Source organism: Acinetobacter sp. AS23 (assembly GCF_023612055.1).
GTDB classification, from domain to species: Bacteria; Pseudomonadota; Gammaproteobacteria; order Pseudomonadales; family Moraxellaceae; genus Acinetobacter; species Acinetobacter oleivorans.
Window position 1 is genome coordinate 3,747,849 of record NZ_CP082274.1, and the last position, 13,416, is coordinate 3,761,264.

The 13,416-nt window shown below is 38.9% G+C and carries 14 protein-coding genes and 1 riboswitch; of the genes, 3 read left to right on the forward strand and 11 right to left on the reverse strand.

Annotated features, from left to right (window positions below; all coding sequences use genetic code 11):
* Positions 1-22: 22 nt before the first annotated feature.
* From K6I41_RS17765 to K6I41_RS17795, 7 genes are all read right to left on the reverse strand, one after another.
* A complete protein-coding gene (locus tag K6I41_RS17765) occupies positions 23-463 on the reverse strand; it encodes an acyl-CoA thioesterase (protein ID WP_198308297.1) in 441 nt (146 codons plus the stop codon).
* Between the two features lie 7 nt (positions 464-470).
* Positions 471-1,664, reverse strand: coding sequence for a hypothetical protein (locus K6I41_RS17770; protein WP_005301703.1), 1,194 nt, complete (start codon positions 1,662-1,664; stop codon positions 471-473).
* 9 nt (positions 1,665-1,673) lie between these two features.
* Positions 1,674-2,516 carry a hypothetical protein gene (locus tag K6I41_RS17775; RefSeq protein WP_198308296.1) on the reverse strand — a complete coding sequence of 281 codons (843 nt, stop codon included), beginning with the start codon at positions 2,514-2,516 and terminating at the stop codon, positions 1,674-1,676.
* Between the two features lie 8 nt (positions 2,517-2,524).
* On the reverse strand, positions 2,525-3,292 hold the full coding sequence (locus K6I41_RS17780; RefSeq protein ID WP_151826358.1) for a uroporphyrinogen-III synthase: 768 nt from the start codon (positions 3,290-3,292) through the stop codon (positions 2,525-2,527).
* Between the two features lie 3 nt (positions 3,293-3,295).
* Positions 3,296-4,213 (reverse strand): hydroxymethylbilane synthase, encoded by a 918-nt coding sequence (gene hemC, locus K6I41_RS17785; protein WP_250374876.1) that lies wholly within the window; start codon positions 4,211-4,213, stop codon positions 3,296-3,298.
* A 101-nt stretch (positions 4,214-4,314) separates the two neighbouring features.
* Positions 4,315-5,055, reverse strand: coding sequence for a LytR/AlgR family response regulator transcription factor (locus K6I41_RS17790; protein ID WP_013199115.1), 741 nt, complete (start codon positions 5,053-5,055; stop codon positions 4,315-4,317).
* A gap of 60 nt (positions 5,056-5,115) precedes the next feature.
* Complete coding sequence (locus K6I41_RS17795; RefSeq protein WP_250374877.1) at positions 5,116-6,255, reverse strand: sensor histidine kinase; 1,140 nt, start codon at positions 6,253-6,255, stop codon at positions 5,116-5,118.
* Between K6I41_RS17795 and argH the strand changes: the two genes are divergently transcribed.
* The gene (gene argH / locus K6I41_RS17800) at positions 6,246-7,679 is read left to right on the forward strand and encodes an argininosuccinate lyase (RefSeq protein ID WP_049838271.1); all 1,434 of its coding nucleotides are present in this window, start codon (positions 6,246-6,248) and stop codon (positions 7,677-7,679) included. The genes K6I41_RS17795 and argH overlap by 10 nt on opposite strands.
* Positions 7,680-7,688: 9 nt before the next feature.
* Positions 7,689-7,958: an oxidative damage protection protein gene (locus K6I41_RS17805; RefSeq protein ID WP_004795121.1), complete on the forward strand. Its 270-nt coding sequence runs from the start codon at positions 7,689-7,691 to the stop codon at positions 7,956-7,958.
* 307 nt (positions 7,959-8,265) lie between these two features.
* Here K6I41_RS17805 and phoU read toward each other — a convergent pair whose 3' ends face one another.
* The 4 genes from phoU to K6I41_RS17830 all read right to left on the reverse strand — a co-directional run bounded on the left by phoU (position 8,266) and on the right by K6I41_RS17830 (position 12,000).
* Positions 8,266-8,988, reverse strand: a complete 723-nt coding sequence (gene phoU, locus K6I41_RS17810) for a phosphate signaling complex protein PhoU (protein WP_013199117.1) — start codon at positions 8,986-8,988, stop codon at positions 8,266-8,268.
* A 105-nt stretch (positions 8,989-9,093) separates the two neighbouring features.
* Entirely contained in the window at positions 9,094-10,440 is a 1,347-nt protein-coding gene (gene abuO / locus K6I41_RS17815; protein WP_502800619.1) for a multidrug efflux outer membrane protein AbuO, read from the reverse strand.
* Positions 10,441-10,520: 80 nt separating this feature from the next.
* Positions 10,521-11,426 (reverse strand): DMT family transporter, encoded by a 906-nt coding sequence (locus K6I41_RS17825; protein WP_250374879.1) that lies wholly within the window; start codon positions 11,424-11,426, stop codon positions 10,521-10,523.
* Positions 11,419-12,000: a TetR/AcrR family transcriptional regulator gene (locus K6I41_RS17830; protein ID WP_192837156.1), complete on the reverse strand. Its 582-nt coding sequence runs from the start codon at positions 11,998-12,000 to the stop codon at positions 11,419-11,421. Before K6I41_RS17830 ends, K6I41_RS17825 begins: the two co-directional genes overlap by 8 nt.
* 107 nt (positions 12,001-12,107) lie before the next feature.
* Here K6I41_RS17830 and K6I41_RS17835 point away from each other — a divergent pair, with 107 nt between their 5' ends.
* Positions 12,108-13,193 (forward strand): hypothetical protein, encoded by a 1,086-nt coding sequence (locus tag K6I41_RS17835; RefSeq protein WP_250374880.1) that lies wholly within the window; start codon positions 12,108-12,110, stop codon positions 13,191-13,193.
* 34 nt (positions 13,194-13,227) lie between these two features.
* Positions 13,228-13,362: riboswitch (TPP riboswitch) on the forward strand.
* The last annotated feature ends 54 nt before the right edge of the window (positions 13,363-13,416 follow it).

Sequence of the window (13,416 nt, forward strand, 5' to 3'; positions counted from 1 at the left end):
AATATATTTTATTAATATTTATTTAAGATAAATGTATTAAGTCATGCCCAACAGATTTTTCTAGCTCAATAATTTTTTGTTTTATTTCCTGAGGTATTTCACATTTTCGTTCTGTTAATTTATCTACGCAGACCATAACTGCTTCGCCAGTAGCCACGATTTGTTGCTGTGTTTCGCTCCATAATATATAAGCCATACGGAATGCACTATTACGGAGCTCTTCCACGCGAACACCGACTTTCAATATATCTGGATAAAAAACTGGCTTTAAATATTTACACTGACTTGAGGCTACAACGGTATATAATTGTGGCGTTAATATATTTATAGCTTCCATATATAAAATACGCGAGCTTTCAATATATCGATAATATTGTACATTATTGACATGACCGAAAGCGTCCATATCTCCCCACGCTACTTTCTGTTCATATATTATCGGGTAGACAGACAGTTCTTTCATTTTTGCCTCATATTTTAAATTTTAAAAAATTCGCATCATTTTCAAAGATTAGGTTTAACTGTTTGATTAACACTTCATCTTCATTAAGCGTAGACTTAATACGTAAATAGCTCATTAAAATATTATCTGGATATAATGATAATAATGTTTCAGCCTCCGCTTGACGTCCAGTTGCCATATAGACATGCCATTTTGCAAAGGTTAAAACAGGCAAATTCATATATTGATTTTCAAACTCGATAATTTTTTCTTCGACATCTGCATAGTCTGGAACCTGTTTAAGCAGTTGCTGTTGAAACCACAGATAAAACACTTCCGGATCGAACTGTTCTTTTAATAAGTGTAGTGTTAAGGCTGCGTGCTGCATGCTCATATCAGGCATACGCGCCAATAGTTTGAGCCATAACAACTTACTGCTATAAGGTCGAGTTTGAATTTCAGACTCTAAATCCAGATAACGTTGTTGCAAAGCATGCAGATCATCAACAGAAGCTTCATCAAACTGCTGAAGAAGTTGCTGTAACCATAAATCACGGTGCTCAGCATCTAGCAAACCATACTTCATTGACCGTAAATACACCCATGGGTGTTGCAGCGCCAATTGCCCCCATAACGCTGTTAATCGTTGCTGGTAGGCTGTTTCTATTTCCTCAAGCCAAGGCGATAACTGATGCTGGTATAAAAACTCAAGATGAGTTAATGCACGTTCAGCTTCGTTTTGGGCTAAAAAGATTTCGATTCGCTCTAACTCTGCCAGTTCAAATGCCATGGGCGGTGATTGATCTAAAGCAGCCAATGCTTTTGGATAGTCTCCACTTAAAACCAGAAATTTGGCATCAATAATATTTTTTAAAAGCGCTGACTGAGTAAAAACACGTTCAATAAATACACGTTGATCTTCGGCGGCCTCTAATAACCAGACAATACCTAATTGTTCATAGGGATGAAGGTTTTTAAACTGGAAGATGTTTTCACTTTTCCTCTGCTCGCGAGAGGAATAACGTTTAACCCAAAGCCATATAAGTTGAGCAATAAAACTCATGGCAACAAAAGCAAGGGTTAAGCCCCAGACATTTGTTTGCAACTGCAATTGTCGCCAGTAAATGTAGACATACCCCATTCCATAGCCATAACTCAATAAAGCTAAAGCGGCAAAGAGTATTAAACTAATTACGAAATAAACCGACAGGAGGTGTTTCATATCTCCTCCTTATGAGCCAATTAGACCAAGTGTAGATAATTTAGGAACAGGCACTATCGATAAATGTGCCACTTTAGCAATACGTTTTTTTAACTGTTGACTCGTTGCATCAGGCATTTCATCTAGTTTTTGCATCACAGATTGCAACTCGTTTTGGTACTCTGTCATTTTGCCTTGATTGAGTGCCTGTTCAGCAATTAATAGTCTTAATTGCACTTCTTTGAGCACCACACTTCGATTCATTAAATTAATAGACGGCGTTTCTACTTTTTCTATGCGGAACCATTTTTTCCACCAAGATACAGACTCGGATTGATCCATCTCAAGCTTAGGCTGAGCTAAAGCGTGCTGAATATTTTTATCAATCGTCTGTAATAAATCATCAATCAATTGATGGCGCTGATTTTGAGCCAAAGTGAATTGTTGAACTGCTTGCTTATCCTGCTCAAGCGATTGGTTCAAGCTATGTTGCAATGCTGGAGCAATTTCATAGTGCATGAGAGATAGCTGCAACTGATTTAATTGATCAACTGCATAAATCAATTGCTGCTGATCAATTGCAAATTGAATTAAATCTAACTTTTGTTTAATTAAAACTGTAGGAGCAATACCTGTCGGTGGAGCATCTGGATGAGCCACTGAACTTAGTTTATCGCCTGTATTTACAGGTTGATTCTGTAATTGTCGCTGTAAAGCAACCAATTGATCATTTAGATTGGCATAGTGCTGTTCTGATTGAAGCAGACTTTGCTTAAGCTCGGGAACAGTACGAGAAATTTGCCACATATCGTAACTGAGCTTAGCCAACCAAGCCATGCCCAGTAAAATGATGATAGAAACAAGTTTTCTCATACGAATCCTTATAATGCCTGAATGTGATGAATCATCCCCGAAGGCGATAAATTTTCAAGTTGAATAATGTGAAAATGAGCCTGTTGTTGATCGCGATATTCTTTAACAATTTGAAAAAGACGTGGTCCTAAAACCAAATATACACAATCAGGTTGTACATTATTTTTTGAACAAAGCTCTAACCAATATTTCCAGCTGGCCTCACTGGTAATTAAGACTAGCCATTTGTGTAAATTATAATTTGAATTCTGTGTCAGATGTTTGAATGTAGAATATGAGGTTTCTGGGCATTGCCGATGATATAAAACGAAATTTAAAATCTGAATACCTTGCTGCTGCAAAGTTTCCATCATAAATTGACGTCCACCCTCTCCTCGCCAGAAAGCGACACTACCGGCTTGCTTCATATTATGAAGAATCGGTAGGTTTAACATTCCCTCAGAAGTTTCAACATCTGGAATATGTGCGTCAACGCCATATTCATGAAGGTGATTAGCAGTAGCCTGCCCGACCGCAATCCACTGAATATGTTTTAAGTCATCTAGCTTTAAACCACTTTCTATTAAGTACTGCATACCCACATCAACAGCAGTTGGGCTGACCACCACAATAGCTTGTGCTTTAACTAATTGTTGGTAAAGCTGAAGTAAGTGTTCGGAAAAGGGTTTAGCAACGAGTTCTAAAAGAGGTAAAGACTCAACCTGATAACCTTCATTTTGCAAAGCATCTGTTAATTCAGCTGCACGAGAATCAGGTCGAGTATTAATAAACAACATGGTTTAGTAGAGAGCCTTTAATAGCTCGCCCGCGCCTTGGTCTAGTAAGTTTCGAGCAAGATTTTCACCCAGTTGATGAGCATTGCTAGCTTCATCTGTCAGTTCAGCACGTAATAATGTTTGCCCATCAGGACTTCCGACACGACCTTCAATATGGATTTGTCCATTTTGTAGTGTGGCATAACCTGCAATTGGAACCTGACAACCACCTTCAAGATAGGCATTAAAAGCACGCTCAGCACGAACACAAACATCTGTTTCTTCGTGCAATAGTGGTTGAATTAAAGCTAATACATCTTGGTCAGCTGCACGGCATTCCAAGCCCAACGCACCTTGACCCACCGCAGGCAAACTAATATCTGGTGTTAAACAATGACGAATGCGTTCTGACAAACCTAAACGTTTCAAACCAGCGCTAGCTAAAATAATAGCGTCATATTGACCATCATCTAGTTTCGCTAAACGTGTGCCAACATTTCCACGCAAGTCAATAATTTGCAAATCAGGACGTTGTTTTAAAATTTGGGATTTACGGCGTAAACTTGATGTGCCCACTTTTGCACCTTGAGGTAGGTCAGCAAATTTTTCAAAAGTATTTGAAACAAAAGCATCTAATGGGTCTTCACGTTCGCAGATGACTGCCAAAGTTAGACCTTCTGGTAGTGCCATCGGGACATCTTTCATTGAATGTACAGCTAAATCTGCACGCCCATCTAAAAGTGCTGCTTCTAACTCCTTAACAAACAGCCCTTTCCCACCAATTTTTGCTAAAGGCGTATCTAAGATTTTATCGCCTTGCGTGACAAATTTAACCAACTCCACCGTTAAATCTGGGTGAAGCTCCTGTAATCGGGCACGAATATATTCTGCCTGCCAAAGAGCAAGTGGGCTTTGTCGTGTAGCAATTTTCAAGGTTTTCATAAATTCAAGCATAGGCTGGTCAAACGATACACCCTAAACTTAACTTGATCCCTTAAAATTGCAAGTAAAATCTCGCACGCCCAAGATAACTCTTTTTAACTTTAGAGCTGATGGATCCGCTCTCTAAGCATAGATAAATGTCGACGACTCACAGAAAGTCGCTCATCTAAGCCACGTAAACGAACCTGATATTGCCCAGAGCTAACGAGCTCCAGTCCATCTAAATATGCAACTGCAACTAAGGCATTTCGATGAATACGAATAAATTGATCTGCAAATTCGGTTTCAAGCTCTTTTAAAGTTTCATCAATTAATACACTGCCATTTTGATGACGCACCGTGACATATTTTTGATCGGCTAAAAAATAATAAATATTTTCAACAGGAATTAGCTCAACCCCACGATAGGTTTTTGCAGCAATTTGATGTCGTTGTGTTTTTAGATCATGTAAAAAATCATGTTGTGGTAAAGCATTAAGCTGTGCTTGAGTAAGCTGAGTCAATTGACTAAAAACTTGTTCAAGTTCTTGAGGATCAATGGGTTTAAGAAGATAAGCTTGAGCTTGAGACTTAAATGCTTCCAATGCATGTTGGTCATAGGCCGTACAGAATACAATCGCAGGTCGAGGATTTAGCTGGCTTAGCTGTTCCGCACAGACAAGACCATTCATACCTGGCATTTGAATATCAAGTAAAATTACATCCGGTTGATGAAGCCGCGCCTGTTCCAAGGCTTCTTGTCCATGATGAGCCGTTGATACAACTTCATGTCCCATCTTTGAAACTAAACGTGATAATCGCTCCACTGCAAGTGGTTCGTCATCACAAATCAGCACCTTCATTCATCCTCCTTGTCACCGTTAACTTGATCCATTTTTTTATGGTTAACTCTGACTAACTTATTATTTTGTTTGATATTGATAGCTCATAATGGTGGTATATAAGGTTTCACCTTTATAAACCTGAAATCTTACGGAACTCCCATAATATGCTTTCAGGCGCTGCTTAACATTTTCAAGCGCGATTCCATGCCCTTTCCTTGAATTTATTGTATCGTCTGTATATGGGTTGGTAATGACTATACTGACCTGATTTTGCAATATTTCAACCAATACCCCTATGGTTGCCTTACCCATCATTGGTTCTACCCCATGAAAAATACTATTCTCTAACAAAGGTTGTAATGTCAATAAAGGAATGGTGATCTGTTTGAGTTGCACAGGTGAAAGCTCGATTTTCCAATCTACTTTTAAACGCTCCCCCAAACGTACCTGCTCAATCATTAAATATTGTTTACTTAGCTCAATTTCTTCATGCAGACTCACCAATTTCAATTCTTGGAAGCTGGCACGAAATAAACGTGACAGACTAATGAGCATGCTTTCTGCTTTATCTGGATCTATCGCAATTAAACTGACTACATTATTTAAACTATTAAATAAAAAATGAGGATGAATTCGCGCTTGCATGGCCTGAATACGGGCATTTAATTCTGCATATTGCTGATGTAACCATTGTTCTCTGACATATAAATAACGTAGGCAGAAAGCCCCGAGTAATATTCCATAGCTTAGATATAAAGGTACATTGGTAAAATAAATACTCCAGCCCTGCGTTAAAGAAGCATGTTTATTTAAAAGACCAAACTGAAAAAAATTACTCATTAAGGTGGTTAAAACAACAATACCTTGCAACATGACAAAACCAATAACCAAAGCAAATTCTTGACGTAAGCTGCTAAAAAAACCTTGAAAGCGTTCAACCAATGCAAAAAATGACAATATTACCCAGTTAATAAAAACGATGTATTGTAAAAGCCTTCCCCCGCTTAACGCTTGCCAAGACTGTGCTTCAGCCAATGCTAAGACCAGTGCCAAAACATTACTTGCGATAATTAATTCGAATAAGTGTTGCCAACGCCCGTTTTTCGTAAAAAAATAGGAGGAATTTTGATTTCGGTATGCTGTAGGAAACAACTTTGTTTGTTGAGCTTCGGCAAGTGATATACTCTTTTTTATTTTACTGAGCCACCATGACCACATCTTCAAATCCCCCTAATTCAGTAACCCCAGACCAAACCTCAGGTATGTGGGGTGGTCGTTTTTCTGAAGCGACGGACGCTTTTGTAGCCGAATTTACCGCCTCTGTTCAGTTTGACCAACGTTTTTATAAACAAGACATCGCTGGTTCGATTGCGCATGCTACCATGCTTGCGAAAGTTGGCGTACTCACAGAAGCAGAACGCGATGACATTATTGAAGGTTTAAGCACCATTCGCTCAGAAATTGAGGCTGGAAACTTTGAGTGGCGCATCGATCTTGAAGATGTTCACATGAACATTGAATCACGTTTGACTCAACGTATTGGCATTACAGGTAAAAAATTACACACAGGTCGTAGCCGTAACGATCAAGTTGCAACTGATATTCGTCTTTATCTACGCGACGAAATTGATGATATTTTAAAATTATTAGAACGTTTACAAAAAGGCTTGTTAGGCTTGGCTGCCAAAAATGTAAATACAATTATGCCGGGCTTTACACACCTACAAACTGCTCAGCCTGTGACTTTTGGTCACCACTTGTTAGCATGGTTTGAAATGTTGATTCGTGACTCTGAACGTCTTCAAGATTGTCGTAAGCGCGTTAACCGCATGCCTCTTGGTTCTGCTGCTCTTGCTGGTACAACTTATCCGATTGACCGTGCCTATACAGCAGAACTTTTAGGTTTTGAAGCAGTATCTGAAAACTCTCTTGATGCTGTATCTGACCGTGACTTTGCCATTGAATTTAATGCTGCTGCTGCACTGATCATGATGCATTTATCACGTATGTCTGAAGAACTGATTCTTTGGACTTCTGCACAGTTCAAATTTGTGAACATTCCTGACCGCTTCTGTACTGGTTCTTCAATTATGCCGCAGAAGAAAAATCCAGATGTTCCAGAGCTAATCCGTGGTAAATCTGGCCGTGTATTTGGTGACTTAATTAGCTTGCTTACGCTCATGAAAGGTCAACCATTGGCGTACAACAAAGACAACCAAGAAGACAAAGAACCTTTATTTGATGCAATCGATACGGTTCGTGGTTCACTCATGGCTTTCGCAGATATGATTCCTGCATTGGTTCCAAATATTGAAATCATGCGTGAAGCTGCACTTCGTGGCTTTTCGACTGCAACCGATCTTGCTGACTACCTAGTGAAAAAAGGCGTTGCATTCCGTGATGCGCATGAAATTGTAGGTAAAGCTGTTGCATTAGGTGTTGCTGAAGAAAAAGATTTATCTGAGTTAACACTTGAGCAATTACAACAATTCTCTGACTTAATTACAGCAGATGTATTTGATAAAGCCTTAACACTAGAAGCTTCTGTAAATGCACGTGATCATATTGGCGGAACTTCACCAAAACAGGTTGAAGCTGCGATTGCTCGTGCCCATACACGTTTAGAACAGTTATACGCTTAAGGATAAACCATGAGTCGACAAGTATTTTGCCGCAAATATCAAAAGGAAATGGAAGGTCTAGATTTCGCTCCTTTCCCGGGTGCTAAAGGCCAAGATTTTTTTGAAAATGTTTCTAAGCAAGCATGGCAAGAATGGTTAAAACACCAAACTACGCTGATTAATGAAAAACGCTTAAACGTGTTTGAACCAGATGCGAAGAAGTTCCTTGAAGAACAACGTGAGAAGTTCTTTAACAATGATGAAAGCGTAGAAAAAGCTGAAGGCTGGAAACCAGAATAATCGGTTTATTTTAGCTTCTTCATCATTAAAAAGGCGGGTCCTATACACATAGACCCGCCTTTTTTTTTACGTGAAACTTACACAAGCATAAAAAGCCTTACATAGAGCGAACAGGACTCTACATGACATCAAAAAGTAAAGAACTTAATATCAATTCATAGCAAGAAGAACACGATCCCTGTCGTGTTTATGCACTTGATTTTCTGTCCTGAACTTCCCCCCAAAGTTCGGGACATTTTTTTATCTATTATTTTGAAAATAAAAAAGCCTTGTTTTAAACAAGGCCTTTAAATATTTCAGCTCAAAATTACTTTTCGTGGACTTTAGCTTCAATTTCTTCAATTTTGGTATGACGAGCATCAAAGCCTTTTGCCATATAAATGACTTGCTCAGCAATGTTACGTGCATGATCACCAATACGCTCTAAAGAACGTAGAACCCACATGACATTAATAACACGGGCAATGTGGCGTGGATCTTCAATCATATAGGTCATTAATGTGCGGGTTGCTGACTGATATTCACGATCAATGTCAGCATCGGCTAAAAGTACACGTAAAGCTTGATCTGCATCTAAACGTGCAAAAGCATCAAGTGCATCATGAATCATGACACGAACTTGGTTACCAATATGACGTGTTTCCATGTAGCCACGAGGCGAACCACCCTCTTCACAAAGGTTCTGTGCAATACGGGCAATTTTTGCTGCTTCGTCACCAATACGCTCAAGGTCTGTATTGGCTTTACTCATGGCAATAACCATACGCAAGTCAATCGCTGCTGGATGACGACGCGCCAAAATTAGCGTCAAGCCTTCATCAATATCACGTTCATATTGATTGACTGCATTATCTTTAAATTGAACATCAATCGCTAAATTTGCGTCTGTATCAAGTAAAGAATGAATTGCATTTGCGACCTGTTGTTCGACCAAGCCACCCATGGTCATAAACTTTGTGTTTACATCTTGCAAATCTTCATTAAATTGAGAAGAAATATGATGGGTTAACACCGGATTACTTGGACTCAAGGGAAGCCTCCAACATGATGGCGCAGGAATAAAATGATTGAGCATTAAAACACAGCAATCATTAAGTTTTTATGACAAAATTAAATTTCAGATAAAAGCAATTTATTACTGATAAGTTAACCAGCTATTAAGCTCAACCAGATCTTTTTCACCGAGCTGGCCTACCGCAGCTTTTAAACGAAGCACATTCAATAAATAGTCATATTGAGCATTAAGATAATCCTGTTTTGCAGAAAAAGCATTACGCTGCGCCAATAAAACATCAACCATACTTTTCAAGCCTTCGTTATAACTCGCTTTTGAAGCTTGAGAAACTAAAGAAGAGGAATCCATTGCAGCCTTTCTTGCTTCAAGTTTGGCTTGATCTGTATCTACCTGCATAAACGCACTTTTCACATCGACATTGGCACGGCGAATGGCTGCATCAAGTTGTGCCTGCGCTTTACTGGCTTCTACAGTGGCTTTTTTAATTGATGTTCGGGTCCGTCCACCATTAAATAAATTCCAGTTCATTTCTACACCGACCTGATCAAATTTTCCGTCAGTCGAAATGAGTGTCTCTGGTGTTTGTTTGGTATAGCCATAGCTCGCCACAGCATCTATTTGAGGATAAAGCGCGGCCTTTTCGACACGGCGCTGGTCTTCACTATATTTTTGCTGTAAACGGACTTGCTGGATCTTTAAGTTTTTTTGCTGTGCCAAAGAAAGCCAGTCATTAAGCTCTGCTGGATAAGGCTTTTGAAAATTAAAATCACTTCGCAGTACAGCGAGTTTATCTTGATAAGAACCAATATATTCAGACAGCTGTTCTTGGGCTAAAAGTAATTGAACATTGGTTGAAATACGATTGGCTCTGGCATTTTGATATTGAGCATTGGCTTCACTCACATCACTACGCGCCACCAAACCTTCTTTGAGTTTGGCATTCATCATATTCAGCTGCTCAAGCAAAGCTTTTTCTTCTTGTAGGTATGCAACACTCAATGCCTGCTGACGCAACACATTAAAATAGGCTTCTGCTACATTTAAAACATGATCTTGTTTTTGCAGTCTTAAGGTAATTTCACTTAAGGCAACCGAAGTTTTAACTTGCTTATAACCTTCCCAAGCATCCATTCGAAATAATGGCTGACGCGCTGTTAAGGTCGCTTGCCGAGTCGTTGAGGTATTACTCACCAAAGCATCAGAAAGACCTTCTTGATCAACACCTGGAAAGTTTGAACGCTTTACAGTTTGTCGATTACGAGTAATGTTTCCAGACAGTGTAACGGTGGGTAATAACGCTCCTGTTGCCAAGCCTAAATTAAGTTGATCTGCTTCAAATTGTTGTTGATTGGCTTGCCATGTCGGATCATTTTGTTTTGCACGCTCATAAGTCTCAACCAAATCTAGAGCAAAACTCGAAGATGCAAAACTCCAAAGGCCAACAGCGACCATTAATTTTATTTTCATTGTTCAAATCAACGATAAAACTTGCCTTTAAGACTAAGAAAAATTCGAATCAAACTCAAGCCATTAAAAGTTTTAGTTTTTTAAGCGTTCTCAGTTTTTGACAATATTAAAATACAAATAAAAATCAAAAGCATGCCTATCCAACCCAACCATGAAACATGCTCACCCACCAACACAATGGCAAAAATCGCAGCAACTAAAGGTTCAAATAAAGTTAAGGTCGTCGCTTTGCTGGCATTTACTGTTTTTAGTCCAAAACCGAAAAGTAAATAACCCAAAAACATAGGAATTAGCATCATATAACCAGCCACAAGTAAATTGGTTGAGCTTTGTAATAACCCACCACCTGTAACCAACAAAGTAGGAAGCAAAATAACTGCCCCACCACCCATAATCATGCCCATTGCAGCTTTAGAGGCAACACCCCGATCTATTAATCTTTTTGCAGCCCATGAATAAAGTGAATAAGTTGTAGCTGCGACAAGCCCAAGAAAAATACCGAAGTATTTATTCCATTGACTTGTACCGTCTACAACTACATGACTTTCACCCATCGACAACATCGTTACGCCAAACACACCGCAAATAAAACTTAGAAACCAGATGGCAGACAAAGCTTTGCGATCAAAGAATCGCTCTAAAATTGCTGCGATTAGTGGAGCCGAACCAATTGAAACCACAGTGCCAATCGTAATGCCTGCATAATGCATTGAGGAATAAAAAGCCAAAGGATAAATACCAACCGCCGCTACACCTAAAAGCAGTATTAAAAGATTTTCTCTTATAAATTGTCGGTTTTCACGTATCGCTCGTGATGCAACCAAAGCTTGTAAAAGACCACCTCCGCCCATCGCTACGGCACCAATAGCGAGTGGGCCAAGTGTTGGTGCAAATGCGGCCGCAGTACCTGTTGTTCCCCACAAAACAGAGGCAACTAAAATCGCGATTGTGCCTCCATAACTACTATTTTTAATGAGGCTAATCATGCGGACATTCTCTATTTAAAATATCTTCTGCCATTTGTTTTGCTAATAGAAGTTGACGACTGTTTCCTTCTAAGCCTGCTCGTGCCATAGAGCCTTCTAAAAGAAATGAAAGCTGTGTAGCCACATAGTTAACACGCTGCGAGTCTGGTATTAATTTTTTTAAATGCTCAGCAACAATAGCCTCAACTTCTTCTTTATGTTGTCTTACCGAACTTCGCCCTGAACTATTTGCAGGAAACTCTGCGGCAGCATTCAATAACCCGCAACCTCGAAAGCCTTTTTCATAGGCAAATTCCGCATGGTCTTGATAGGCATCAAATACGGCCAAAATGGCTTCTTTAGCTGTTTTTATTTTTTCTAAACGCTTTTGGTAGAGATCAAGCCACTCTTGATGGCGTGCAGCAATGTAGGCATCGACAAGCTCACCTTTTGAAGAAAAATTATTATAAAGCGACATCTTAGCAACATCTGCTTTAGCCGTAACCGAGTTAATTCCAGTTGCAGTAATGCCATCGTTATAAAACAAAGTTGAAGCGGCATCGAGAATTTTCTGTCTTGCTGTTTTATCATTCATAGCTTTAATTTAAGTAGACCGACCTACCTAATAATAAAGATTTCTAACAATGATGCAATCTTTTTCCGAGTTATAATTTGAGCAATATTCACTTTGATAAAAATACAATGATGAAAAAAGTTCTAATGATGAGTATGTGCAGCGCACTACTTTTAGCTGGATGTAATAAAACATCAGAGCAAGATCAGACTATATCTAAAGAGCAAAAATCAACTGAGCAAAAGGCCACTCAAAAACAAGACAGTAGCTGCTTACAAATTATGGTAGCTATGCACACGATTAATCAAAACAGCAAAATAGAAGACTTAAATCAAATTAATGAAAAGCTTAAAACCTGTGTTCCGTCTTTAAAAAATGATGAACAGCTTAAGCTGATTGATGCATCAACCGCCATGTATCAACGTTTTATTAAACAAGACTACACTGAAAAAACAGGTAGAGCGTTTGAGGCTTTTGGCTATGCTGTTTTAGAACATAAACAACAAGACCTTAAAAAGGTCATTCAAAGTCAGAAAAAACTCTTTGGCCAACTGAGCCCACGTGATCAATATTTACTTCAACATGAAGGTCAAGCCTATATTGAACTACTCTATCAAGGCGAAGGCATGTTTACCTATCGACGTCAACCAAACTATTTAGTTGATGTTTTTTCTAAAGCCTTACCTGCTGACCAAAAAGATTTTTTAACTCGTATGGCGAAAGACAATCAAAATATTTTTTATAACGATGGTGCGTTGGCTATTTCATGGAAAGAGCTCACTGAACGTGCATTATTTTGGGAAAAGTTTATTCAAAAGTATCCAAAAAGTCATTTTATTAGTGATGCAAAACTACTCTTTAACGAATATCGCTATTTTATTTTCTTTGGTCTCGATAATACACCTGTGTCAGATGAATATGCTCCGAACACATGGTTTGATAAAGATGCGCTTCAACAAATTCAGTTTCTATCTACACAAAGCCAATCGAGTTTAGCGAAACCTGCTCAACTATTTCTTAAGTTTATTGCCACGCCTGTAGAGGAGCGTAATAAGCAATTTAAAATAGATTTAACTGATAAGAATGGCGATAAAAAATCAAATTATCAGATGACCCATGAACAACTTGAGCAGCTATTAAAATTAGACTCCCCATGGAACACTGAAGTGTATCGTGACTGCCATATGGATGCGGTTTGTATAGATACAAATTGACAATGCCACCCAACCTAAAACATGTTAGTCTGTAAATCGCTTGACGGAGCGCGAGTAATAACTCGCTGAGATTGTGTAAATTTCGTGTTATCGCAACACAAGTTTGAACATGAGTACCGTTGAACCTGATCAGGTTAAGACCTGCGTAGGAATCAAGCCATCTGAAAACTTAAGCCTTAAATTTATCTAGCAAAGATAAATCCGCCATCGTTTTTGGTCGTGC

Coding starts and splice junctions, on each gene's coding strand:
- K6I41_RS17795 (WP_250374877.1), bottom strand. CDS start 6,255: ATGTGGTCATGGTGGCTCAGTAAAATAAAAAAGAGTATATCACTTGCC.
- hemC (WP_250374876.1), bottom strand. CDS start 4,213: ATGAAAACCTTGAAAATTGCTACACGACAAAGCCCACTTGCTCTTTGG.
- argH (WP_049838271.1), top strand. CDS start 6,246: ATGACCACATCTTCAAATCCCCCTAATTCAGTAACCCCAGACCAAACC.
- K6I41_RS17835 (WP_250374880.1), top strand. CDS start 12,108: ATGATGAAAAAAGTTCTAATGATGAGTATGTGCAGCGCACTACTTTTA.
- K6I41_RS17830 (WP_192837156.1), bottom strand. CDS start 12,000: ATGAATGATAAAACAGCAAGACAGAAAATTCTCGATGCCGCTTCAACT.
- K6I41_RS17775 (WP_198308296.1), bottom strand. CDS start 2,516: ATGAGAAAACTTGTTTCTATCATCATTTTACTGGGCATGGCTTGGTTG.
- abuO (WP_502800619.1), bottom strand. CDS start 10,440: ATGAAAATAAAATTAATGGTCGCTGTTGGCCTTTGGAGTTTTGCATCT.
- K6I41_RS17780 (WP_151826358.1), bottom strand. CDS start 3,292: ATGTTGTTTATTAATACTCGACCTGATTCTCGTGCAGCTGAATTAACA.
- K6I41_RS17825 (WP_250374879.1), bottom strand. CDS start 11,426: ATGATTAGCCTCATTAAAAATAGTAGTTATGGAGGCACAATCGCGATT.
- K6I41_RS17770 (WP_005301703.1), bottom strand. CDS start 1,664: ATGAAACACCTCCTGTCGGTTTATTTCGTAATTAGTTTAATACTCTTT.
- K6I41_RS17805 (WP_004795121.1), top strand. CDS start 7,689: ATGAGTCGACAAGTATTTTGCCGCAAATATCAAAAGGAAATGGAAGGT.
- K6I41_RS17790 (WP_013199115.1), bottom strand. CDS start 5,055: ATGAAGGTGCTGATTTGTGATGACGAACCACTTGCAGTGGAGCGATTA.
- K6I41_RS17765 (WP_198308297.1), bottom strand. CDS start 463: ATGAAAGAACTGTCTGTCTACCCGATAATATATGAACAGAAAGTAGCG.